Origin of the sequence: Ponticaulis sp., from assembly GCF_029210165.1 — a bacterium.
GTDB lineage: Bacteria > Pseudomonadota > Alphaproteobacteria > Caulobacterales > Hyphomonadaceae > Ponticaulis.
The window spans coordinates 1,337,853-1,360,679 of the sequence record NZ_JARGNT010000001.1 but is presented as its reverse complement, the minus strand read 5'-3'; the positions used below and the strand labels follow the sequence as shown (position 1 = coordinate 1,360,679).

The 22,827-nt window shown below is 55.9% G+C and carries 20 protein-coding genes; 10 read left to right on the top strand and 10 right to left on the bottom strand.

Features of this window, described 5'->3' with window-relative positions:
- Nucleotides 1-182: 182 nt before the first annotated feature.
- The 3 genes from P1U45_RS06720 to P1U45_RS06710 all read right to left on the bottom strand — a co-directional run bounded on the left by P1U45_RS06720 (nucleotide 183) and on the right by P1U45_RS06710 (nucleotide 3,662).
- Complete coding sequence (locus tag P1U45_RS06720) at nucleotides 183-1,622, bottom strand: carboxylesterase family protein (RefSeq protein ID WP_301058339.1); 1,440 nt, start codon at nucleotides 1,620-1,622, stop codon at nucleotides 183-185.
- Nucleotides 1,623-1,747: 125 nt separating this feature from the next.
- The gene (locus P1U45_RS06715; RefSeq protein ID WP_301058338.1) at nucleotides 1,748-2,389 is read right to left on the bottom strand and encodes a YitT family protein; all 642 of its coding nucleotides are present in this window, start codon (nucleotides 2,387-2,389) and stop codon (nucleotides 1,748-1,750) included.
- A gap of 178 nt (nucleotides 2,390-2,567) precedes the next feature.
- A complete protein-coding gene (locus tag P1U45_RS06710) occupies nucleotides 2,568-3,662 on the bottom strand; it encodes a glycosyltransferase family 1 protein (RefSeq protein ID WP_301058337.1) in 1,095 nt (364 codons plus the stop codon).
- A 253-nt stretch (nucleotides 3,663-3,915) separates the two neighbouring features.
- Between P1U45_RS06710 and putA the strand changes: the two genes are divergently transcribed.
- Nucleotides 3,916-7,038 carry a bifunctional proline dehydrogenase/L-glutamate gamma-semialdehyde dehydrogenase PutA gene (putA, locus tag P1U45_RS06705; RefSeq protein WP_301058336.1) on the top strand — a complete coding sequence of 1,041 codons (3,123 nt, stop codon included), beginning with the start codon at nucleotides 3,916-3,918 and terminating at the stop codon, nucleotides 7,036-7,038.
- 184 nt (nucleotides 7,039-7,222) lie between these two features.
- Nucleotides 7,223-8,305, top strand: a complete 1,083-nt coding sequence (locus P1U45_RS06700; RefSeq protein WP_301058335.1) for a methyl-accepting chemotaxis protein — start codon at nucleotides 7,223-7,225, stop codon at nucleotides 8,303-8,305.
- 63 nt (nucleotides 8,306-8,368) lie between these two features.
- Here the strand turns inward: P1U45_RS06700 and P1U45_RS06695 are convergent, their stop codons facing one another.
- The 3 genes from P1U45_RS06695 to P1U45_RS06685 are packed head-to-tail and all read right to left on the bottom strand — an operon-like array spanning nucleotide 8,369 to nucleotide 10,256.
- Nucleotides 8,369-8,644: a hypothetical protein gene (locus tag P1U45_RS06695; protein WP_293610080.1), complete on the bottom strand. Its 276-nt coding sequence runs from the start codon at nucleotides 8,642-8,644 to the stop codon at nucleotides 8,369-8,371.
- A 49-nt stretch (nucleotides 8,645-8,693) separates the two neighbouring features.
- The gene (locus P1U45_RS06690; protein ID WP_301058334.1) at nucleotides 8,694-9,236 is read right to left on the bottom strand and encodes a hypothetical protein; all 543 of its coding nucleotides are present in this window, start codon (nucleotides 9,234-9,236) and stop codon (nucleotides 8,694-8,696) included.
- Between the two features lie 15 nt (nucleotides 9,237-9,251).
- On the bottom strand, nucleotides 9,252-10,256 hold the full coding sequence (locus P1U45_RS06685) for a 2'-deoxycytidine 5'-triphosphate deaminase (protein WP_301058332.1): 1,005 nt from the start codon (nucleotides 10,254-10,256) through the stop codon (nucleotides 9,252-9,254).
- Nucleotides 10,257-10,363: 107 nt separating this feature from the next.
- Here P1U45_RS06685 and metZ point away from each other — a divergent pair, with 107 nt between their 5' ends.
- The 6 genes from metZ to P1U45_RS06655 all read left to right on the top strand — a co-directional run bounded on the left by metZ (nucleotide 10,364) and on the right by P1U45_RS06655 (nucleotide 15,925).
- Complete coding sequence (gene metZ / locus P1U45_RS06680; RefSeq protein WP_301058331.1) at nucleotides 10,364-11,563, top strand: O-succinylhomoserine sulfhydrylase; 1,200 nt, start codon at nucleotides 10,364-10,366, stop codon at nucleotides 11,561-11,563.
- 3 nt (nucleotides 11,564-11,566) lie between these two features.
- Entirely contained in the window at nucleotides 11,567-11,986 is a 420-nt protein-coding gene (gene apaG, locus P1U45_RS06675; RefSeq protein WP_022694146.1) for a Co2+/Mg2+ efflux protein ApaG, read from the top strand.
- 15 nt (nucleotides 11,987-12,001) lie between these two features.
- Nucleotides 12,002-13,453, top strand: a complete 1,452-nt coding sequence (locus P1U45_RS06670) for a TrkH family potassium uptake protein (RefSeq protein WP_301058330.1) — start codon at nucleotides 12,002-12,004, stop codon at nucleotides 13,451-13,453.
- A gap of 77 nt (nucleotides 13,454-13,530) precedes the next feature.
- A complete protein-coding gene (kdsA, locus tag P1U45_RS06665; protein ID WP_301058329.1) occupies nucleotides 13,531-14,382 on the top strand; it encodes a 3-deoxy-8-phosphooctulonate synthase in 852 nt (283 codons plus the stop codon).
- Nucleotides 14,383-14,680: 298 nt separating this feature from the next.
- A complete protein-coding gene (locus tag P1U45_RS06660; RefSeq protein WP_301058328.1) occupies nucleotides 14,681-15,247 on the top strand; it encodes a hypothetical protein in 567 nt (188 codons plus the stop codon).
- A 108-nt stretch (nucleotides 15,248-15,355) separates the two neighbouring features.
- The gene (locus P1U45_RS06655; protein WP_301058327.1) at nucleotides 15,356-15,925 is read left to right on the top strand and encodes a CIA30 family protein; all 570 of its coding nucleotides are present in this window, start codon (nucleotides 15,356-15,358) and stop codon (nucleotides 15,923-15,925) included.
- 20 nt (nucleotides 15,926-15,945) lie between these two features.
- Here P1U45_RS06655 and P1U45_RS06650 read toward each other — a convergent pair whose 3' ends face one another.
- Nucleotides 15,946-16,290 (bottom strand): ArsC/Spx/MgsR family protein, encoded by a 345-nt coding sequence (locus tag P1U45_RS06650; RefSeq protein ID WP_301058326.1) that lies wholly within the window; start codon nucleotides 16,288-16,290, stop codon nucleotides 15,946-15,948.
- 207 nt (nucleotides 16,291-16,497) lie between these two features.
- Here P1U45_RS06650 and P1U45_RS06645 point away from each other — a divergent pair, with 207 nt between their 5' ends.
- A complete protein-coding gene (locus P1U45_RS06645) occupies nucleotides 16,498-18,297 on the top strand; it encodes a long-chain-acyl-CoA synthetase (protein ID WP_301058325.1) in 1,800 nt (599 codons plus the stop codon).
- A gap of 71 nt (nucleotides 18,298-18,368) precedes the next feature.
- On the opposite strand, the gene P1U45_RS06640 is transcribed toward P1U45_RS06645, so the two are convergent.
- The 3 genes from P1U45_RS06640 to gluQRS all read right to left on the bottom strand — a co-directional run bounded on the left by P1U45_RS06640 (nucleotide 18,369) and on the right by gluQRS (nucleotide 21,788).
- Complete coding sequence (locus P1U45_RS06640; RefSeq protein WP_301058324.1) at nucleotides 18,369-19,922, bottom strand: alkaline phosphatase; 1,554 nt, start codon at nucleotides 19,920-19,922, stop codon at nucleotides 18,369-18,371.
- A gap of 82 nt (nucleotides 19,923-20,004) precedes the next feature.
- The gene (locus tag P1U45_RS06635; protein WP_301058323.1) at nucleotides 20,005-20,904 is read right to left on the bottom strand and encodes a DMT family transporter; all 900 of its coding nucleotides are present in this window, start codon (nucleotides 20,902-20,904) and stop codon (nucleotides 20,005-20,007) included.
- The gene (gluQRS, locus tag P1U45_RS06630) at nucleotides 20,901-21,788 is read right to left on the bottom strand and encodes a tRNA glutamyl-Q(34) synthetase GluQRS (protein ID WP_301058322.1); all 888 of its coding nucleotides are present in this window, start codon (nucleotides 21,786-21,788) and stop codon (nucleotides 20,901-20,903) included. Before gluQRS ends, P1U45_RS06635 begins: the two co-directional genes overlap by 4 nt.
- Before the next feature lie 408 nt (nucleotides 21,789-22,196).
- On the opposite strand from gluQRS, the gene P1U45_RS06625 reads away from it, so the two are divergent.
- The gene (locus P1U45_RS06625) at nucleotides 22,197-22,655 is read left to right on the top strand and encodes a peptidase S1 (RefSeq protein WP_293610074.1); all 459 of its coding nucleotides are present in this window, start codon (nucleotides 22,197-22,199) and stop codon (nucleotides 22,653-22,655) included.
- Nucleotides 22,656-22,827 lie beyond the last annotated feature (172 nt).

The window sequence follows — 22,827 nt, the reverse complement described above, 5'->3', positions numbered from 1 at the left end:
TTTCCCCCTCTTTTCATCAGCTTAGAAGAAACCCAGTAAAAAGATCAATCCAGTCAGCTGCGATTTGACGGCCCTGCGACCGAAACCTTAAAAATCAAAACGCCCCACCCCGCGATGAAGAAAACGGGATGGGGCGTCCTGCAGAACAGACGTCGAGGGACGTCTGGGGAGGAGCTGGTTGTCTAGCTTTGCGGGCCGTCAGGAATAGCGGAAGCATCCCCTACAGTGATCTCTTCATCAAACACGGCCACCGCGCCGGATTCCGGCGTGTAAGCTGGCCACTCAAACCCGTTATTACAGGTAATCGTGGTGGATGACGGATTCATATGCATGAAATTGGTCCAGCAGGAATTCACAATGTCGGCATAGGCCTCGTCTTCGGCTGTTGTCTGACCAGCGCCCCAGCTTGAGGTTTCAAGCGAGTCGAATGTGTACATCAGCTCGGCAGAGTGGATCGGGCCATTGCCCCAGGCCGTCTCGCGGAATTCAGGCATATAGCGGAAGTGGTAGAGGAAGGCTGGCGCGCCTTCGTCACCTGTTTCTGCGGCCAGCTGGGTCGCTCGGGAGAAACCGCCTTCGCCCATGTTTGAGCCTACAAGCACCGGCACATCTGCCTCGCGCCCTGCATCCATCGCCGCCCGCGGTGAGACCGTGTTGAACGTGCCGTCGATGGTGCCGGAGATACCGCGACGCAGTGCCGGGTTATAGGTCAGCGACTGGGCCGAAACACTGCGCAGCATGTCCGCTGTCGCATCTGCAGGTACATCCAAGGTCGCCATGCCTTCCACACCGAGCTGCTCAGCAGCGGCGAGCTCCCGGCCCGGAGACACGAATGCACCGGACTGGACAATCGCCTTATCGAACAGGCCTTCAGCTGACGGGATCGAGAGAAGGTTGATGACCATCACGCCGCCAGCTGACTGACCAGCAATAGTGACATTGTCCGGATCACCGCCGAAGGAGGAAATATTCTCCTGTATCCACTCAAGTGCGGCGACAGCATCCATCATGGCAAAATCCCCCGTCGGGCCACTTTCTGCCGTTAGCGCGGGGTGAGCGAAATAGCCAAGCGGACCAAGGCGATAATTGATGGATACGGTAATCACACCGTTCGCGGCATTGGCTTCACCATGATAGGAGCCAAGATGGCCGGCACCGAGGAAAGCCGCACCACCATGCATCCAGAGCATGACAGGCGCATTCTCTGCGTTTTCTGGCGCGTAAACTTCCATATAGAGGCAATCTTCGGACTTCACGCCGACAACACCGCCGCCATTTGGCAGGCTTGGGTCAGCGATTGCAGGCTGCACGCAAGGCGCCTGAAACTCGATGACGGTGCGGTCACCCGTCCACGGTTCTACCGGCTGAGGCGCGCGCCAGCGAAGGTCACCGATTGGCGGCTGAGCATAAGGAATACCGCGAAACGCGTGATAATCGCCCATGTCCTCACCGACGAGGCGGCCATTCGGCGTTTCTACAACAGCCGTATCGATCAGATCAGTCGGGGTGTAACCAACGGCTGGCACGTGTTCATGCATTTCGCCATCTTCATGATGGCCAGCATGTGCAGCCATGCCAAAGCTCAATGCAGCCGCAGAGGCTGCAAGCATTTTCCAGTACATAATTCCTCCCTCATATGTCTCTGCCGCTATCGCGTGCGGCAGGCAGAGTTATGAGGGCGAGCATGACCTATTTAGTGACATTGTCAATTTGATATAGCCGGGTATCACGAAAAATGTGAATACGTTTAGCGCCCGAAATATCGGCCCGGGCGGTGGTTAATCCCGACCATCAGGTTCAGCACGACGGCGCCAACAACCGAATAGACCAGATTGGTCAGCGGCAGCACAAATGCCGAGGCAATAAGAATGACGGCATCAATAGACAAGAGCACCCAGCCGGCGCGCATAATGCCCTTCTCCTGAAGGAAGTGCGCCAGAATGCTGACGCCGCCAATGCCTGCGCCATGCCTGAATAGCGCAATCATGCCCATGCCGATCATCGCGCCGCCAAGAATGGCCGCGAAAAGCGGGCTTAATGTTTCAACGGCAATCCAGCCAGTCACCAGGTTCGGGAAGATCGACACCAAAGTCACCGCGACCACTGTCTTCAACGTGAACTCCCACCCCATGCGAAGGATCGCCAGAAGATAGAATGGCAGGTTCAGCAGGAAGAAGAATGCACCGAAGCTGAGCGGCGCAATGTAGGAGAGGATCAGCGACATGCCCGCAACGCCGCCCGTCAGAAGCATGGCTTCGGAATACACCGTGACGCCCATGCCGATGAACAGGGCGCCTAGCAGGATGGCAAATACGTCTTCATACCATTTGTGTTTCAAGGTGTTTTCATCCTCGACCTGCAGGTTTGAAGGGGCAGAAATATCACTCATTTTGGTCTTCGCAGTTGAATTTAGCGCGGCATTAGCACCAAAGAGAATAGTATTCCAATGTTTTATTTCAATCTGGAAGAATGGTCCTTCTATGCGGCATATTTGCAGGAAATTCGCCCAGAAAAAAGGCAGAGCCAAAGCCCTGCCTGTCTTAACTCTCGCGACTGAGCGACGGTTCCTACAGAACGCTTTCCTGATCGCGCTCGCGGCGACGACGCAGGCGGCGTAACCGGTTCCAGAAGCGACGACGTTCCGGCGTTGGCAGTGGCTCCAGATTGGTAATGAATGTCTCTGCGCATGCCCGCCATGAATAGCCTTCGGCATATTTGCGGCAGTCTTCGCGCTTCATCTCCAGACATCCCAGAGCCGCTTCACGCAGGTCATCCGACACAACGCCCGCATTAGAGCCCGGAATAAGGTCTTTAGGCCCCGGCGCGTTATATCCCGCCACCGGCGTACCAGCCGCCATGGCCTCAAGGATAACCAGACCGAATGTATCCGTCAGGCTCGGGAAGACGAAAACGTCTGAATGAGCAAAGCAGGCTGCCAGCTCGTCACCAAACTTCGCGCCGAGGAATTTCACTTCCGGATACTTCTTTTGAAGCTCTTCACGCTGCGGACCATCGCCGACGACGACTTTTGTGCCCGGCAGATCGAGCTCGACAAACGCCTCGATATTCTTCTCAACCGCCACACGGCCAACATTGAGATAGATCGGGCGCTCCATGCCTTCGAACGGGTCTGGCATGTTTTCGCGTTTGTCAGGATGGAAGAGGTCAGTGTCCACCCCGCGCGACCAGGCAACAACATTGCCGAAGCCGTGCTCTTCAAGCTCTTCGCGCATGGAAGGCGTTGCGACCATCACATGGCCGGAATAGCGGTGGAACCAGCGCATAAAGCCATAGCCCCAGCTGAGCGGCACTGGGAAGCGCGCGGAAACATATTCCGGAAAGCGCGTGTGGTAGCTGGTGGTGAACGGGAACTTCATTTTGAGGCACATGGATCGCGCCGCCATACCCAGCGTGCCTTCTGTCGCGATGTGTACCGCAGCCGGCTCAAACTCGTTAAAGCGCTCAATGATCGCCTTCTTGGCGCCAAGCGCGAGCTGGATCTCATTGTATGTCGGAAGCGGAATGGTTTTGAATCCGTCAGCCGGAGAGACAACTTCGAACTCGTGCCCCATCGCTTCGCATTCTTCGATCACACGGTTGAGGGTTCGAACAACGCCGTTCACCTGAGGTGCCCAAGCGTCTGTGACGAGCATAATTTTCATCAGAACTCTCCCGAAAAAACCGGCGATCAGAAACAGGAGATAAGCTGTTCCAAATCAGGAAGGCAAAAGCAAGGCAGCGTTTCGCACGAAGCAGCCCCAAGCGCAAATATCTGAACAATGTTTATGCGTTTGCGTTCACACAGTCAGCGCAGAAATCCGCTTTCGTGTTTTGCCGCGAGTAAGACCGCAAACCCTTGAAGTCACGGTCCTTCGGGGCAAGATTAGTACTGAATTAGTGCAAGGAGAGAAAAGTATGACCAAAGCCTCTGATGTTTGGAATCAGATCGATGAGTTCAAGCACGCACGTGAGGAAGAGGTCGTAGCTGATCTTCTTGATCGCCCTCCAGTGAGCGAAGGCCAGCGTAAAGAGGCTGTGCGTATCGGTCAGGAAATTGTCCAGATCGCCCGCACCAACGCCAAGCGCAAAGGCATTATGGAATCCTTCCTGGAAGAGTTCGGCCTTTCCAATCAGGAAGGCATCGCGCTGATGTGTCTGGCCGAAGCGCTGCTGCGCATTCCCGATGCAGAAACACGTGATGACCTGATCGCCGAGAAGATGCGGTCAGGCGACTGGTCTTCCCATTTGAACCAATCCGAGAGCTGGCTCGTGAACGCCTCCACCTGGGGCCTCATGCTGACAGGTCGTGTGATCGGCCCGTCTGCTGATGCTGTACGTAGCCCGGCCAAGTTCGTTCAGGGCCTTGTTCGTGAAAGCGGCGAGCCTGTCATCCGGACCGCGATGATGCAGGCCATGCGGATTATGGGCGAACAATTCGTGCTGGGTCGCAATGTGTCTGCCGCCATCAAGCGCGGTAAGAAAATGATCCGCGAAGACGATGCGGCAACCTTCTCTTTCGACATGCTCGGCGAAGGCGCACGCACCGCGGCTGACGCTGACCGATATATGGAGTCCTACAAATCCTCCATTCGTGCGATTGATGACGCGACAGAAGGCCATCCGCCAGAACTTGAAAACGGCGTCTCCGTCAAACTGTCTGCACTCCACCCGCGTTACGAAGCTGTGAAGACCGATCGCGTGATGGAAGAGCTTTATCCGCGCGTTCTGGAACTCTGCGAAATGGCGCACAAGCGCGGCATTCACCTTTGTCTTGATGCCGAAGAAGCTGACCGTCTCGTCATTCAGATGCAGATCATTGATCGCCTTGCCCGCGAACCATCGCTTGAGGGCTGGCGCGGTCTCGGCCTCGCCGTACAAGCTTATCAAAAGCGCGCCGGTCTGGTGATTGAACGTCTGCACAAGCTCGCTGAAGAAACCGATCGTCGCATCATGGTGCGCCTCGTGAAAGGCGCCTACTGGGACACTGAAATCAAGCACGCCCAGAATGAAGGCATTGAAGACTTCCCGGTCTTCACGACCAAAGATGCAACCGACCTTCACTATCTGCACTGCGCACGCCTTCTCATGAAGGCATCGCCAAAGCTGTATCCACAGATCGCGACGCACAATGCGCACACGCTCGCAGCCGTCCGCCTGATGGCCGAAGAACTGAACGTCGAAAATTACGAGTTCCAGCGCCTGCACGGCATGGGCGAAGCGCTCTACAAAGCCGCGGGCGAAGCCAACCGCGTACGCGTTTACGCGCCCGTCGGCGCACACAAAGACCTTCTGCCATATCTGGTCCGCCGCCTTCTGGAGAACGGCGCCAACTCATCATTCGTGAACACCTTCCTCGATGAAGACGTGCCCGTAGACGACGTTGTTTATGATGGCATCGCGCTTATCGAGGCAGGCAATCGCCGCCACCCGCGTATTGCGCGCCCACCTGCCCTGTTCGGCGCAGACCGCCGCAACTCCAAAGGTCTCGACCTGTCGGAGAAGTCATCGCGAGACGCGATTGCCGAAGCTATTGCGAAGCTGGATAAATCCATGCCGCGCAAAGGCGGCCCTATCGTGGACGGCAAATCCAGTACAGATGGCAAGCATGATGTGCTCTGCCCGCATGATCTTTCGCGCGTGATCGGTAAGATGAAATGGGCCGGACCAAAGGATATCGAGAAAGCCTTTGAAGCCACGAAAAAAGCTCAGCCTGTCTGGGACGAGAAAGGCGGCGTCGCCCGCGCCGACATTCTGCGCGAAATGGGCAACAAGCTCGAAGAGAATATGGACTTCTTCATCGCGCTCATGTCTCGCGAGGGCGGCAAAACGCTTGCCGACGGCGTGGCCGAAGTTCGCGAAGCCGTCGATTTCTGCCGATATTACGCGCACGAAGCCGAAACCCACTTCAACCAGCCAACGCGCCTGCCGGGGCCAACGGGTGAGACAAACCATCTGAGCCTTCATGGCCGCGGCACGTTTGTCTGCATCTCGCCATGGAACTTCCCGCTGGCGATCTTCACTGGCCAGGTTGCAGCGGCGCTTGCAGCGGGTAATGCCGTTATCGCAAAACCCGCAGAGCAAACCTCTTTCACTGCGTTTGAGGCCGTGAAGTTGTTCCTTGAGGCAGGGGTTCCAAAAGGCGTGCTTCACCTGCTTCCGGGTGATGGCGAAACCATCGGCGCGCCGCTCACCAAGCATAAAGATCTTGGCGGCGTCTGCTTCACAGGCTCCACCGAAGTTGCCCGCCTGATCAACAAGACACTCGCAGACCGCGAAGGACCGATCCTGCCGCTCATAGCCGAAACCGGCGGCATGAACGCCATGTTCGTTGACACGACCGCCCTGCGCGAACAGGTCATTGATGACATTGTCAGCTCTGCATTCGGCTCTGCCGGCCAGCGTTGCTCTGCACTGCGCATCGCTTACCTGCCGGACGACACCGCCGACATGCTCATTGACGGCATTAAAGGCGCCATGGACGAGCTTCAGCTTGGCGACCCTGCCCTGCCTTCAACCGATATTGGTCCGGTGATCGACAAGGACGCCGAAACGACACTGGTCAATTATCTGAACGGCCTCGGCAAGAATGCAAAAATCCTGAAACGCGTCGCACCAGAAGGCCTGCCTGAGAAGCAAACCTTCTTCTTCCCGACACTGATTGAGATGAAGAATATTGAAAGCATGGAGCGCGAGGTCTTCGGCCCTGTACTTCATGTCGTGCGATATGACCCGGATCGTCTCAACAAGGTGGCGCCGCAGCTCGAAGCGAAAGACTATGGCCTGACGCTCGGCATCCACTCGCGCCTTGAAAGCTTCTCGCGGGAAGTGCGCGATGCGGTGAAAGTCGGAAACACATATGTGAACCGGTCCATGACCGGCGCAGTCGTCGGCGTCCAGCCGTTCGGCGGCGAAGGCCTGTCAGGTACCGGGCCGAAAGCAGGTGGCCCACATTACTTGCAACGTTTTGCTGTTGAAAGAACAGTTACAGTAAATACCGCAGCTCAAGGCGGCGACCCCGACCTGCTAAACCTGACCTGATACGTCAGAAACTAAACATGTTTTTCGAAATCACCCGAAATTTCGGGTGATTGCAACTTAAGATTTTCTCTTCTGCCGTTAAGTATTCAATTCAAACTCATCTGCCGTCGATTAATAGATTTTCCAGTATTTCGTGCGAGTACTTTCGAAGGGAGATCAGGATCAACTGGTTGGTGAGGGCAGAATGAACAGTTTTAGCGCAGCCAAGCGCGACATAAGCTATGGCGCAAAAACACACACATCCATCGAAGTAAAGCAATCTGACGTTAGCGAGCGCGGCATTGATGCCAGCCTTGAAGACCTCAAAAAGTCCGTGTTCGGATTTTCACGTCAGAACCGCGAAATTGCAGACCGCACAAAGCTGCTGGCGCTGAATGCGACGATTGAAGCAGCACGTGTCGGCGAAGCCGGCAAAGGCTTTGAAGTTGTCGCGGGCGAAGTCAAGAATCTGGCTGATCAGGCCAAACAGGCTGCCGAGCGTTTCGAGCAAGTCGTCGTGCCGCCACTCGAGCACACGGTTGAGGTCGCCAAGCAACTCGGCGATCAACGTATGAAAGATATCGCGCTGTCTACCGTTCAGCTGATCGTTCGCAACCTGTTCGAACGCACCGCAGACGTGCGCTGGTGGGCGACTGATACAGCATTCTGGGAGGCTCTGGCCCACCCTGAGAACCGCGAGGCTCAGTCATTTGCGCAGAAGCGCCTTGGCGTCATCCACCGCTATTACACCGTCTATAAAGACCTCGTTCTCGTCGACACTAGCGGCAAACTGTTCGCCTGCGCTAACTCTCAGGCCCGCAATTTTGTGGGCCGGAGTGCAGCCGACGAGCCGTGGTATCAGCAGGCCATGAGCACAAACTCCGGTGACGATTATGTCGTCAGCCGCGTCTATCATTCAGATGATTATAACTCCCGTATTCTGACCTACGCGACGGCTGTTCGCGAGGGCGGAGAACGCACAGGTAAAATCCTCGGCGTTCTGGGTGTACATTTTGACTGGTCGGCGCAGGGGCACTCTGTTGTTGCCGAAGAACCGCCATTCACATCGGCAGAATGGAAGACAACACGCGTTCTTCTTCTGAATGACGATCATTACTGCATCGCCGCGTCTGACGGTCAGGGTATTGCTCAGAAGTTCGATCTGCAAATGGGCGGAGACAACATGGGCAGCTATACCAGCGGCGGAAAGCATATCTATTTCGCCCGCACCACCGGCTATGAAGGCTATGACGGTATGGGCTGGATCGGCGTCGTCATCCGCAGCTAATTTTTACTGAGAGATCACACCAGAGCCCTGTTCGCTTTGCGACGAGCGGGGTTCTTTTTTGCGCTAGTCGACCTTCTCAAGCTCTTTCGGCACGGAAACTTTACGGCGTTTTTCTTTCGCCTTCGGTTTTGGCAGGAGACGGAAGCGGGACTGGCACCAGGCGAATCCGACGCCAACGTCTAACAAGGCATCAGAACGCCCGCACGGGCAGGCAAACAGCCAGAGGTCATAGACCGTATAAGTTTCACCCGCGATCAGTGGCACAGGCTCGCCCGTCACATGGTTCGGGGCTGCATTGACGCAAAGTACAAGATCGCCGCGGCCAACATCATAACTCATAGCAATGAGCTATATCATACTTATCGGCAAAAAAAATTAGCCCGCCATCTCATACAGCCATCAAATGTGAAACCAGCAAAACACCAAGATAAATTAGCGTGATAAAGCCTACTAACATCAAGATACCCGCAGTAATTTCGACCTGCTTGCTGACAATCGGCGTCGCTCTAATGGGGATTTGGGTTGCGACACCGTCCGCAAAACGAATGCCGTTATGTATCTGCTCAAGCCGTAGCGGAGCATAATAAAGGTAACTGACGTTGATGGACTGTCCCGGAACCAGTGAATCTAAGAAGATTTCTTTTCCTCCGCCTGGAAGTTCGATAATTTTGTATTCTGTATCTGGGTAAATACTAAAGTCAGGCAAAGCATGGTGAGATATCCGTACACCGCTCGCAGTTTTTCGCCCCGCATTTTTTAGAACTATCACATGCGTGTAGAAGTTCATGTCCTTTACCTTCGTCGCACCCGCGTGAAGAAACCATGCATTCAGCTTCGGCTTGCGCTCGATAACTTGGAATGCCACCGCCCCAAAAAAAGCGGCGACCAAAGGTATGATAATTTGAACGACTAAGTTCCAGTCAATCTCCATTTATACCCCCTCTTCTCAGGCGAAATGCTTGGAGAGCTTCAGCCCCTGCCCCTGATAGTTCGAGCCTTCAGTGCCGTAAGGCGCGCGCGGCAGCGCCGACATCGGCTCAAACACCAGACGCCCGACCGGCTGACCATGTTCGAGGATGAACGGCACGTCGCGGCCGCGGACCTCCAGCACAGCGCGGCCTGAAACGCCGTCACAGCCAAAGCCCGGATCGAAAAAGCCTGCATAATGGGCACGAAATTCTCCGAGGTCCGGCGCGATGGGCGCCATCTCTGCGGCGCGATCCACCGGAATGGTCACAAACTCTTTCGAGGCGAGAATATAGAACTCGTCCGGATCAAGAATAAGGCGGCCATTGCGGGCAAACACCGGCTCCCAATAATCATCAATCCGGTGCCCGCCAACTTTAGAAAGATCCAGCACGCGAGCATGGCGACGTGCACGATAGCCTATCAGACCATCCTGCAGCGGTTCCAGATGAATTGAAAAATCGAGTGAATTGGTCGGCTTATGTTCGCCGGACCGAAACCGCATCTGAAGCAGCCGGTCACCCGGACGCGCCAGAACCGAATATGTCCGTGGACTGACTTCTGCGTAAAGCGGGCCGTCATAGCCTTCCGGAATCCCGTCAAAGCGCGAAACACCATCCGCGATCAGGCGGACAAATACATCAATACGGCCTGTCGAGCTTTTCGGGTTGGCTGTCGCCGTCACGCCCTCAGGCAGAGACACATATTCCTGCAGCGGTACGAGATAGACACAGCCCGTCTCCAGAACTGCGCCATTGCTCAGATCGACCGTGTGCATGACGATGTCATCTGTCAGGCATTCTTCGACTGTCCGCCCGTTCGGCAGAAAGCTGGCGCGCAGGCGATAGGCTTTCGTGCCGAGGCGCAGATCAATGCTCGCGGGCTGAACTTGCAGAGGCGCGAACGGGGCGTCCGAGCGCACCATCCCGTTTGCAATGGCTGCTTCAATCTGATGGTCTGCTAGAATGCCGTCTGGAAAACTCACTGTCAGGTCCGACTCGTTTATTATATACCTCAACCAACCTTCACCTTGACGACCGCCAAGGCAAGTCTCTATGCCCGCGCCTTGGAAATTGAAAAGGCTTTACGCTCATGACCTCCGGTAACACGCCTAAATACCGCCCGGCGACAAATCTCGTCCATGGCGGCACAGAACGTACCCAATGGGGCGAGACATCAGAAGCGCTGATTCTCACCTCTGGTTATATGTATGATTCTGCTGAACAGGCGCAGGCCCGAATGGCCGGAGAGATTCCGGGCTATGTCTATTCGCGTTACAACAACCCGACCGTCGCCATGCTGGAAGAGCGTCTGCGTCTGATGGAAGGCGCTGAGGCCTGCCGCACTATGGCGTCCGGCATGGGCGCAATGTCGTCTCTTCTGTTCGCGCCTGTGCAGGCCGGTGACCGCGTCGTCGGCGCAAATGCGCTGTTCGGCTCGTGCCGCTGGCTGATCGCAAACCAGCTTCCAAAATTCGGTGTCGAGACGGAATTCGTCGACGGCATGGATATGGAAGCCTGGGAACGTGCGCTCTCCAAGCCGACAAAGCTTGTGCTTGTGGAAAGCCCGGCGAACCCGCTGAATGACGCGGTCGACATCGCAGCTGTTGCAGAGCTCGCGCACAAGGCTGGCGCACAACTCATCGTGGACAACGTGTTTGCGACTTCCATGCTGCAAAGCCCGTTCGAGCTTGGCGCCGACTGGGTCTTCTATTCCGGCACCAAACATATGGATGGCGGCGGCCGTGTTCTGGCGGGCGCTATTCTGGGGCCGCAAAAGGATATGGAAGAAATTATCGACCCGTATATCCGTCATACAGGTCCATCGCTGTCGCCGTTCAACGCATGGGTTGTTCTCAAAGGTCTTGAGAGCATGCCGCTACGCGTGGCCAAACAGTCTGAAAATGCGGCAATCGTGGCCGATCGCATCGCAGACCATAAGGCTCTGCGCGCAATCCGTTATCCGGGCCGCAAGGATCACCCGCATTACGAAGTGCACGCAAAACAGATGAAATCTGGCGGCACAATGATGGCGATTTCACTGGCTGGCGGTCAGGAGGCGGCGTTCCGTTTCCTCAACGCGCTTGAACTTGTTGGCATTTCCAACAATCTCGGCGACGCAAAATCTCTGGCCTGCCACCCGTCTACAACGACACACCGCGCGGTTCCGGTCGAAGAGCAGGCAAGCATGGGCCTTGATGCCTCATGGATTCGTATCTCGATCGGGCTTGAAGATGTCGAAGATCTGACGGAAGATTTCATCCGGGCACTGGATTCGGCACTAGGGGAGTAAGCCATGGATTTTGAGGATGACGCGGTCTTCCCTTATGAGGCGGAGACCTGGGGTGTCATGGTGCGCGTTTTCCCGGAATTCGTGGACGACGAATCCAGCCCTGAACACAATGAATATCTCTGGCGTTACACCGTTCAGATCGAAAATAATGTCGATCACACCATCCAGCTTGTGAATCGCCATTGGGAAATCACCGATGCCCGCGGCCGCCGTCAGGTGGTCGATGGCGAAGGCGTTGTGGGCGAAAAGCCTGTGCTCGCGCCGGGTGAGAGTTTTGTCTATGTGTCCGGCTGCCCGCTGAACGAACCGTCCGGCGTTATGGTTGGACGCTATGGAATGCGCCGCGAAGATGGTATCGAGTTTGATGTGACCATTCCGGCCTTCTCGCTCGACAGCCCTCACGAGACTGCCCGCCGCAATTAAAGGCGCTTTCGCAGCATGCAGCTACAGCCAATCCTCTCTGCTCTGGGAAAGCTCCTAATGCTCACAGGCGGAGCGATGGTGCCGTGCGCCATTGTGGACGTTATTTCCGGCATTGAGACATGGGGCGTTTTTGGCCTCGCCGCATTCGTACTTTTCGGTATTGGCGCCATTATCGCCATCGCCTCAGGCAGCGAAAAGCCGAGGACAGGCCCGCGCGAGGCCTTCCTTTTAACCGCCCTTGTCTGGGTGGTTCTGCCGCTTGCGGCGGCCTTTCCGTTTCTCGCGCTCGGTTTCAGTTTTACCGATGCTGTCTTTGAGACCGTGTCCGGCCTGACCACAACCGGCGCAACCATTATGACCGGCCTCGACAATGAACAGCGCGGACTTCTGCTCTGGCGATCCATCCTGCAATGGATTGGTGGGGTCGGCATTATCGTAACGGCGATTGCCATCATGCCGATGCTGCGGGTTGGTGGTATGCAGCTGTTTCAGGCCGAATCCTCAGATGTCTCGGGCCGCTTTCTGCCTCATGTTGCAGAAATCGCGAGCCAGATTGTCTGGCTCTATATCGGCCTCACCGTGCTGTGCGGCATTTGCTACGTCTTCGCCGGTATGGGCACTTTCGATGCCGTGAACCATGCCATGACGACCATGGCCGCTGGCGGGTTTTCGACCTCTGACTCCTCCATGGGCAAGTTTGCAGATTCGCGCATTATCGAGGTCTGTATCGTCTTCATGTTCGTGGCGGGCCTGCCATTCGGAACCATGGTTCTGATGATGCATGGGCGTGTCAGAAACCTCTGGAAAGACCCGCAGCCACGCTTTTATCTGATGATCGTCGTCGTGGCTGTCGTCATACTTTACATCTGCGTCCGCTTCCATCCGCAGACGGCCTTCATCCGGTATGACGAGCATCTGTTCCGCGATACCATCTTTAGCGTTATCTCAGTCCTCACAGGCACCGGATACGCTTCTACCGATTATGGCCAATGGGGCAGCCTGCCTGAAATTGTGTTCTTCACTTTGATGTTCCTTGGCGGCTGCGCAGGGTCTGCCGCTTGCGGTATGAACGTCTTCCGCGTGGAAATTCTGCTTCGCACCATCTGGACCTATACCCGCCAGATGCTCAGCCCGAACCGGATTATGGTGGTGCGTTATGCGGGCCAGCCCGTGCGCGACGACGTGCTTCTGTCGGTGATGATTTTCATCTTCCTCTATCTGTTCGTCTTCTCGGTTTCGACCGTTCTCTTGTCCCTCACCGGCCTTGATACGATCTCATCTCTGTCAGCAGCTGCGACGTCCATCTCGAATGTCGGCCCTGGCCTTGGCTCCATCTTCGGTCCATCGGGCACATTCCAGGACCTTGAGCCATTCGCGAAATGGGTCTGCTCGATCAATATGATATTCGGACGCCTCGAACTCCTGACAATCTTCGTCGTTCTGACACCGCGCTTCTGGCAATACTAAGGGCCACCCCCTTCACCTCACCGCCGTTTTAAGGCATGTGACTGCGCAAACATACCAATCAACAGAAGGTTCGCCTCATGAGCACCCTTTCCCTCGAAAAATACGGCATCTCCATTGGCGAAGGCCACCCGCTTGTCGTAATGGCAGGGCTGAACGTTCTGGAAAATGAAGAGCTAGCTATGACGGTCGGCGCGCACCTGAAAGCTGTGTGCGAGAAGCTCGGCCTGCCTTACATTTTCAAGGCAAGCTGGGACAAAGCGAACCGCTCGTCCATCACATCCTATCGCGGCCCGGGCCTTCAGGACGGTCTTGAAATTCTGTCCAAAGTGAAGGCCGAACTCGGTACGCCGGTCGTCACAGACTATCACGAAATGGGTCAGGCAGAGACGGTTTGCGAAGTCGCCGAAGTCCTGCAGGTTCCTGCCTTTCTCTGCCGCCAGACAGACCTCGTCGTTGAGGGCGCGCAGGCGGTAGAAGCCGCAGGCGGCTGGCTGCACGTGAAGAAAGCCCAGTTCCTTGCACCATGGGATTGCAAAAACATCATCACCAAAGTTGGCGAAGTCACAAAGAATAACCCGACGCTTCTGTGTGAGCGCGGCGCAAGCTTCGGCTATAACAATCTCGTCGTGGACATGCTCGGCATTCCGGCGATGAAAGCGCTCGGCGTACCGGTCACGATTGATGCGACCCACGCCGTGCAGCTTCCAGGCGCTGACCCGCGCACAGCGGGCGGGTCTACAGGCGGCCGACGCGAGGGCGTTCCAATCATTGCAAAATCAGCGGTCGCTGCTGGCGCTGATGGTGTGTTCCTCGAGTTCCACACCGACCCTGACAAAGCGCTCTGCGATGGCCCGAGCTGTCTGCCGCTTGATTCTGCAGAAGGCCTGCTCTCCCAGCTAAAAGCGATCCACGAGCTGGTTCGCAGCTAGCTCCTTTGTTCTGCTGCGCTGTCAAACAGTCGGTCAACCGAACCAAAATCAGAGTGACGCCTTTCCCGTGAAGCCTAATCTCTTCGACACTTTGTTCTCATGCGCCGTTTCAGTGCTCGGCGTGGGCGTTGGTGTTTTCGTTGGGTATCTCGGGGTGTCCATGGCACTGTCCCCGAAGGCGGATGCGTCTGGCTGGGTGCTTCCGATTATTTTCCTTGCGGCGTCAGTTGGCACGATTATCTGGTTCGCAAAGGATATTTTGAGGACAACCTCAAAACTGAAAAGCACTGAACTGCCTGTGTCTGATCTGACGCTCGCCTGGGCGGAGGATCTCAGAACGCTTCAATCTCAGATCCAGAAACTTGAACTTGCCGGCGTAAGTATGGCGCCGGGCCGCAGCGTCAACGAGCTCATCGGCCATCTCGATCGTCGCCGTTATGTTGAAGATCCTTATGGCGAATTGCTTGCCGTTTATGCTGACGGAATTTCAGATCAGGGTTGGAATTTTGACTTTGAAGCCCTTTCTGGCCCGGGTGATTATGCAGCGGCGCTGCAGCCAATTGTAGACATTGTTAGACAGCCAGGCCTTGTCACTGACCTGTCCGACGATTTTGATATCCGCAAACAAATCTGCACAGTGAGCTATACAATCAACGGCCAGCCCAGAGAACTCACGGCGCGGGTTAATAACGAATGGGTCGATGAAAACCTGATGTCAGATTTTCTGGCCGATTTGGAAACACATGCGGCGGGAAATGCTCATTTCTGCTTTCTGGAAACGGGCGGTGACTATACCCTGTTTTTTGTATCCAACGATGTGGTGGAGGCGGTGAATAAATTGCGTCCGGGCGCGATCACACCCTAATCGACCGCTGACTGAATGTCGCGGTCCGTCACGAGTCGCTCTCGTCTGTTTCGTTTGATGATCCGCGTAAGCCGCAGGTTCGTATCAAAAGAACAAACAGGAGGCTCTATGCGCTTTTCCTTTCTGATCCTGCTGGCAGCCCTTCTTGCCGGTCCACCAATGAGAGCCGAAACAATGACCTGCACGACGCTCGTGGAGCACACAGAGGCGGACATCCAAAACCCGTGGCAAACCGTGAATGATAATGTCATGGGCGGGCGATCATCTGGCGGGTCTGCGCTTCAGGACGGCGCTCTGGTTTTCACCGGCAGCACGAACACAACTGGTGGCGGGTTTAGCTCGATCAGGCTGGATGTACCGCGCGGCGCAATGGCGGGCGCAAAGGAGCTGCGCGTACATATGAAGCGCGATGCCCGCGCCTACTCCATCACCTTGCGTACGAATGCACGGTCATTCGGACGACGCATAGCCTTTCGAGGTCCGATTGAAGGCGCACCAGAAGGTGAATGGGGCACGGGCGTTCTGAACCTTTCCAATCTGGAAGCCTCCATCTGGGGACGTAAACTGCCCAATGCGGTATTCGATGCGAGCGACGTCTTGGAGATCGGGCTGATCATTTATGACGGCGAAGACGGCCCCTTTGAAATGCAGCTCTCACGCATTGAGGCGTGCAGCTAGGCAACGATAGGTCGCCTGCATCAGGTCAGTTCGCCTTCAACCGCCTTCGTCCAGCCGACATAAACGCTACCGCCCGCTTCGATGACCGGGCGTTTGATCAGCGTTGGATAGGCAATCAGAAGGCCGGAAACTTCGACTGTTTCAGCTTTTGCTTTGTCGTCATCGGAAAGACCGCGCCATGTCGTCGAGCGGTTATTGACGAGCGCCTTGGCACCCGCCGCGTCCAGCCAGCCTGGCACCTTGGCGGCCAGATCAGCCTCAGCGCGGATATCGACGAAACTCACCTGTTTGCCCGCAGCTTCAAGGCTTTTCAGCGCCTTCTTGCAGGTGTCGCAGTTTTTCAGACCGTAAAGCGTCAGAGACATAGTGCCCTCGTAAAATCAGCGCTCATACGAGCGGGTTCAAATTGCGTCGTCTAGTTCGCGTGATTCACATGCGCAGAACAACTCTGCCTGCCTCCTGAGTTCACATTTCAGCGAATAGCCGAAGTGCCGCGGCAAGGAGCAATCGACAAGCTGCGCCGACCTGTTAATCTATTTCCCGATACTTACAAAATACTCGGGGAGAAAAGCATGATCGGCTTTCTGGACACGATCAAACGTGAATGGATTTACATCACGAATGTCCGAAAAGCGCTAAAGCGCGCGGCCATGTATCAGCCGGACGATCCGGTTAGTCTGGCAGATGTACTCGAAGCAAAATTCGATAAGCACAAAGCCAATATCGCGATCCGGTTCGAGGATAAAATCTACACTTATCGCGAGCTGGAAGAACGCGCGAACCAGTATGCACACTGGGCGATCAATCAAGGCTTCAAGGCTGGTGATACCGTCGCGCTCTTCATGGACAACAAGCCTGACTATATCGCCTTCTGGGTGGGTATGTCGAAAGTCGGCATCGTCACCGCCCTGATCAATAATCAGCTTCAGGGCGCAGGCCTTGCTCACTGCGTTTCCATCTCGAATGCCCGCGCCATTGTCATGGGACCAGAACAGGAAGAGCTTTACGCCAGCGCCAAAGAGCAGCTGGGCGGGGATATCGTCCCGTGGAGCCTTGATTGCACCCTTGCAGGTGTCTCATCGATTGACCCACTGCTGGCCGACCTGCCTGTTACACGTCCGGATCGTTCACACCGCGCTGAAATTCGTGGCCGCGACACATGCCTCTATGTCTACACATCGGGCACAACGGGCCTGCCAAAGGCGGCGAAACTCACTCAGGTTCGCGTGCTCGGCATGCTTGGCGCGTTTGTCGATTCTGTCGGCATTACAGAGCGCGACCGCATTTACGTGACCCTGCCGCTCTACCACGCGACGGGCGGGCTTTGCGGCGTTGGTCAGGCGCTGACAACCGGCGCAACGCTTATTCTCGCACGCAAATTCTCCGCGTCGAATTTCTGGGACGATGCCGTCAAGCATAAGGCGACCTCCTTTGCCTATATTGGCGAGCTGTGCCGCTATCTGGTAAAGACAGATCCGCACCCGCTGGAACGTCAGCACACCATCCGCAAAGGCTTTGGCAATGGTCTGCGCGCAGAGGTCTGGGAGAAGTTTGTCGAGCGGTTCAACATCCCGCATCTGGTCGAGTTTTACGGATCGACCGAAGGCAATGTGAGCTTTTCAAACTTTGACGGAAAGATCGGTGCGGTGGGCCGTCTGCCGGGCTATATGCGCGACAAGATCAAAACCCGCATTGTGAAGTTCGACATTGCCGAAGAAAAACCGATCCGCGGCGAGGACGGCTCCTGCATTGAAACCGATATCGACGAAGCCGGCGAAGCAATTGGTGAAATCGCAGACGCGCCGCGCCAACGCTTTGACGGCTATCACGACCCGAAACAGACCGAGAAGAAAATCCTGCGGGACGTATTTATGCCGGGCGATATGTGGTTCCGCACAGGCGACCTGATGAAACGCGACGAGCATGATTACATCTATTTCGTCGACCGGATTGGCGACACTTTCCGCTGGAAGGGCGAAAACGTCTCCACCAACGAAGTGGGTGAAGCGCTTTCCAGCTTTGATGATCTGGAGCTTCCAAACGTTTATGGCGTTGCAATGCCGGAAACCGATGGCCGCGCTGGCATGGCAGGCGTCAACCTGAAGCCGGGACGCAGCTTTGACGGCAAGGCACTCGCCGCACATGTCGACCAGCAACTGCCTGTCTATGCCCGCCCGATTTTCATCCGTATCCAGCCGGAGCCGGAAACCACCGGCACGCTGAAATATCGCAAGGTGGACCTCGTCAAACAGGGCTATGACATCAGCCAGATTGATGATCCGGTTTATGTGCGTCTGCCGGGGTCTGACACGTATGAGCCGCTCACTGCCGAAATCGTGGACGACATCAATTCCGGCAAAGTGCGCTTCTGATTTTCAGAGGCACCGAATACAAAAAAGGGCAGGCTTAACGGCCTGCCCTTTTCAATTCGATTGATAACAATCTAGTCGATCAGACCGAGTGATTGCGCCAGCGCGAAGAAGATTTCGTTCTGCTCCATCACACCGCCAACACGCTCGGAACCGGCACCCGTTGCGAAGATGGCAACATCCTCACCGCCATGGGTTTCAGATCCCATCGGGTAGGTAGACTGCTGCTGGTAATCAGGCGCTTCGACATCAATGTCAGTCAGGTCGCCGCGCTCGCAGGCGCCATTATCTGCCGCTGTACAAACCGCGCCCGGACCATTCGCGTAACCGAGTGTCGTGTACGGACGACCATCTGATGCACGCAGCAGCGCACCAACTTCACTACGGGCCAGACCCAGGATCGGGTTACCGCGCGCAGCATAACCAGCAATCGTCATGGTATGGCTGTGGTCAGCCGTAACAAGGATCATGGTTTCAGACGCATCCGTCATCTCAACTGCTGTTCGGATTGCATCATCAAACGCGACCGCGTCGACAAGCGCGCGGTGTGCGTTGCCACCATGGTGAGCGTGGTCGATACGTCCGCCCTCAACCATAAGCACGAAGCCGTCTTCATCGCGGGAGAGGCGCGTGATCGCAGCTGAAGTCAACTCAGAGAGCGACGGCTCGCCCGCAGTATCATTCGGACGGTCCTGTTCGAACTGCATATGGGATGGTTCGAACAGGCCAAGCACGCGAACGTCTGAATCAAAATCGATCGCGTCAAAACCCGCCTGATCATAAATAAAGGTGTGATCGTCAGACTTGGCAGACCATTCAGCTACGAGGTCACGACCATCGCCGCGACGGCCTGTGCGGCCTTCATATTCAGGGTCAGCCTGCTCATTCGTCATGAAATTGCTGCGGCCGCCGCCCATTGCGAGCTCAAGCCCGTCTCCGGCAGGAAAATCGATCAGCTGGGACGCGATATCGCGGCACCCAAGTTCTGCCTGCGCCCCAACCGCGCCATCAAATTCCCAGTCGCGCGATGGCGAGTGCGAATAGGTCGCTGCCGGTGTCGCGTGAGTAATGCGCGCCGTTGAAACAACACCCGTTGAGAAATCCTGCGCTTCAGCCATGCTGAATAGCGACTCAACCTCATGACCAAGAGACGCTGCGCAATTACCCGCCTGCACGTTACGGTCAAAGCCGAGTGTACCGGAATCGGTCTTAACGCCGGACATCATCGCAACGGCTGTCGCAGCGCTGTCTGCCGTCTGGAAGTTGTCAGAATAAGTTTTGGAAAGCGCGACATTCGGGAAGGTTTCCATGGTCAGCTGATAGCTCTCACCGTCCAGACCTTGCGACTGACCAGCATAAATGCGCGCGGCCGTGATGGTGGAAATGCCCATACCATCACCGACAAAAATGATGACATTGCGCGCCTGACCGGCGCCGCGCGCTTCGGCTCGTGCGCCTACGCGTGCCTGCGCCGTTGTATAATAGCTGTCTTCAGCCTGAACCGGCGTCACAATTGTGCGCCCGTAAGATGGCGCTGCGGATGCCTGAGCCTCAACGGCCGTTTGCGTCGCGCATCCAGCCAACATTGTCGCTGACAAGAGTGCCGCGGAAAAGAGAGATGATTTCATGTGTATTCCCACCTGAGTGACCTTTGGGCTGAGCATACCCACTTACACGCCAGTGCAACAGTTTTGTGAGACGTAAAAAGAATTATCGACGCGCGGGGCGTCTTTGCGCGACGAGCAACGCGACCAGAATCAGACCGCCGCCGATAAACTGCATCACTGACAGTGCCTCACCGAAGACCGGCCAGCTGATAAGAGCGGACGCCACCGGCTGCACAATCACCATAATGCCGGCAATGGCAGGCGGCACACGCCCCAGCCCGGCGATAATGCACCCCTGCCCCAGCACCTGCGAACAGACGGCAATCGCAAGCGGCCATTTCAGCTGTCCCAGCGTTTCAGGCATGACCGGCTCCCGAAATACAAGGCATAGAATGAACGCCACGCACGCCATAGTCGCTGTCGCCCAGAACAATACATCGAGCGCGGATAACGTATCGCGAGCCAGCTTCCCGCAAAGGAAGTACCCTGAAAGAAAGCAGGCAGCGAATAGCGCCAGCATATCTCCGCGAATATCGCTCGCACCGCCCGCAGCAGATTTACCCGCTGACAGGAACCACACGCCGCTCAGCGCGAGCGCCACGGCAATTGCCCAGAAAATACTCGGGCGGTCCTTCAGGAACACCCATGCGAGGACACCGACAAACAGGCTGCCCATATTCACAATGAAGGTCGCGTTCGCCACGGATGTCATGGTGAGCGACAAATGCCAGACGCCAATATCCAGACCGAAGAAAACGCCGGTCAAAATCGCGAACAGGTTCGGCTTAGCTGGCAGCCTGCCTCTAACCGCGAACACCATCAGTATGACGGGCAAAGACAGGAAGAACCGCCAGAAGCCGGTTGCCTGCGGCCCAACGCCATCGCCAACCGACAGGCGCAGACCAATCGCCGCGAACCCGACAAGCACGCCTCCTGTCAACAGAAGCACGGTTCCGATGAGCACGCTGCGGGCATCGCCATACGCAGCCGTTTGAGTTGTCATTGAAGGGTCCAGTCACGAAAGATCTGCTCGGGCCTTACACCCTCCTCACGCAGACTCTCAAGCGTTCTCGACCGGTCGGACTTTGAAAATTTCTTCCCGTCTGTATCGAGAATGAGACCATGGTGACGATACACAGGCGTCGGCCAGCCAAACAGGCGCTGCAGCAGGACATGAATATGGGTTGAAAAATAGAGGTCGCGCCCGCGCACCACATGGCTGATGCCCTGAAGCGCATCATCATGCGTAACTGCCAGATGATAGCTGGTCGGCGTATCCTTGCGGGCGAGCACCACATCACCCAGCCATTCAGGATGTGCCTTTATCTCACCTGCCATAACGCCCGATCCTTCTTCGACGAAAGACAGATCATCGAACGCTGCGCCCAGATAGTCACGACAGGCTGAAAGCGATAATCGCCAGGCGAAACTGTCGCCGCGCCCGCCCCGCATTTCTTCCTCATCGGCAGACATAGGGATGCCCGGCCCGGGATAGGGACGCTCGCCAGCAGGACTTTCGCCAACGCCTCGCTCATCGAGGTCGGCATTCAGCGCCTTACGCGTCAGAAAGCTGCGATAAACCAGCCCTTTTTCGCGCAGCTCACCCAGCGCGCGCGTGTAATCATCGAAATGATCCGATTGCCGCCTTACGGGCTCTGGCCAGTCAAAGCCCAGCCAGTTGAGGTCTTCATATATACCGGCCTCGAATTCAGGTTTGCATCGTGTCTGGTCAATATCTTCAATACGCAGGAGGCATTTGCCACCACAGTCGCGGGCAAACCGGAAGGCTTCACGCGCGGCAATCGCATGCCCGATATGCAGCCTGCCGGTCGGGCTCGGCGCAAAGCGCGTAACGGGAAATTCGGATTTTTTGATGGGTTCGGGCATGAATCACTGAGAAAATCGGCGTGCGGCCAAACGTAGCTGAAAAAAATTTTTCCGCACCTGCCCCGCCTCAGAAAGTTCAAATCAGGCTGATTATATGAGATTTTTTGGGTGCATATTGATGCAGAATCAAGATTTTAATCCCCTGTAATAATTGTGGTTATAGGAATGCAAGAGGTCATTCAGCACCTGCCCCTCACATTAACAGCGGCGGCTAAATCTGTTCAGAATAGGTTCAGGACAACATTACTATCTTGTCATGAACACTGAGGTTTTCGCTTTGCTTTGCCACAACTGTTGCCTAGTCTGGACCTGGAAGCATCCGTTCAGATTGCCCGACGCCTTGGAGGGGACCGCGTGACTGACAGAGTAAAAGACTTCCAGTGGTTTTTGAAACGAGGGACGAAAACTATGTACCGCAAACTAGCAATCGCTGCTGCAGCAGCACTCTTCACCACTGGCGCAGCAGTTGCCCAGGACTATTCTCTGAACCCGAACTTCGGTTCTGCTTCTCTGTCGTCCGGCTTCTCGCCTGATCCGTACAACGTCAACATCACAGCGGGCGGCAGCATTGATGCGTCTCGCCTTGGCTGCGCGGGCAATATTTCAAACGCACCGGATTTCCGCCTTCAGTATCAGGCTGGCGGCGTTCTTCCTCTGATCATCTCCGTTGCATCCAGCGAAGACACAACGCTCGTCATCAACATGCCGGACGGTTCCTGGATGTGTGACGATGATGGCGGCAACGGCCTGAACCCGTCTGTTTATCTGTCTAACCCATCTTCCGGTCAGTATGACATCTGGGTTGGCACATTCGGTGGCGGCTACGCGAACTCTATGCTGTCCATCTCCGAGCTAAGCAGCAACTAAGCTCGACAAAAGAATTTCGATTAGAGCCGGTCAGTCCATCTGACCGGCTTTTCTCTATTCCGTGCACCCGCCCCACGCATTTGAGGGGTTGATGCAGCGGCAACAAAGTTTTTGCAGTTCGACACCTAGCAAATTTCTGAAATGTTTTTAGGGTCGCCATTCCTGTCTTCTG

Excerpts from the sequence above, each read along its gene's own strand:
- P1U45_RS06720 (WP_301058339.1), bottom strand. The coding sequence starts at position 1,622 with ATGTACTGGAAAATGCTTGCAGCCTCTGCGGCTGCATTGAGCTTTGGC.
- P1U45_RS06715 (WP_301058338.1), bottom strand. The coding sequence starts at position 2,389 with ATGAGTGATATTTCTGCCCCTTCAAACCTGCAGGTCGAGGATGAAAAC.
- P1U45_RS06710 (WP_301058337.1), bottom strand. The coding sequence starts at position 3,662 with ATGAAAATTATGCTCGTCACAGACGCTTGGGCACCTCAGGTGAACGGC.
- putA (WP_301058336.1), top strand. The coding sequence starts at position 3,916 with ATGACCAAAGCCTCTGATGTTTGGAATCAGATCGATGAGTTCAAGCAC.
- P1U45_RS06700 (WP_301058335.1), top strand. The coding sequence starts at position 7,223 with ATGAACAGTTTTAGCGCAGCCAAGCGCGACATAAGCTATGGCGCAAAA.
- P1U45_RS06695 (WP_293610080.1), bottom strand. The coding sequence starts at position 8,644 with ATGAGTTATGATGTTGGCCGCGGCGATCTTGTACTTTGCGTCAATGCA.
- P1U45_RS06690 (WP_301058334.1), bottom strand. The coding sequence starts at position 9,236 with ATGGAGATTGACTGGAACTTAGTCGTTCAAATTATCATACCTTTGGTC.
- metZ (WP_301058331.1), top strand. The coding sequence starts at position 10,364 with ATGACCTCCGGTAACACGCCTAAATACCGCCCGGCGACAAATCTCGTC.
- apaG (WP_022694146.1), top strand. The coding sequence starts at position 11,567 with ATGGATTTTGAGGATGACGCGGTCTTCCCTTATGAGGCGGAGACCTGG.
- P1U45_RS06670 (WP_301058330.1), top strand. The coding sequence starts at position 12,002 with ATGCAGCTACAGCCAATCCTCTCTGCTCTGGGAAAGCTCCTAATGCTC.
- kdsA (WP_301058329.1), top strand. The coding sequence starts at position 13,531 with ATGAGCACCCTTTCCCTCGAAAAATACGGCATCTCCATTGGCGAAGGC.
- P1U45_RS06655 (WP_301058327.1), top strand. The coding sequence starts at position 15,356 with ATGCGCTTTTCCTTTCTGATCCTGCTGGCAGCCCTTCTTGCCGGTCCA.
- P1U45_RS06650 (WP_301058326.1), bottom strand. The coding sequence starts at position 16,290 with ATGTCTCTGACGCTTTACGGTCTGAAAAACTGCGACACCTGCAAGAAG.
- P1U45_RS06645 (WP_301058325.1), top strand. The coding sequence starts at position 16,498 with ATGATCGGCTTTCTGGACACGATCAAACGTGAATGGATTTACATCACG.
- P1U45_RS06640 (WP_301058324.1), bottom strand. The coding sequence starts at position 19,922 with ATGAAATCATCTCTCTTTTCCGCGGCACTCTTGTCAGCGACAATGTTG.
- P1U45_RS06635 (WP_301058323.1), bottom strand. The coding sequence starts at position 20,904 with ATGACAACTCAAACGGCTGCGTATGGCGATGCCCGCAGCGTGCTCATC.
- gluQRS (WP_301058322.1), bottom strand. The coding sequence starts at position 21,788 with ATGCCCGAACCCATCAAAAAATCCGAATTTCCCGTTACGCGCTTTGCG.
- P1U45_RS06625 (WP_293610074.1), top strand. The coding sequence starts at position 22,197 with ATGTACCGCAAACTAGCAATCGCTGCTGCAGCAGCACTCTTCACCACT.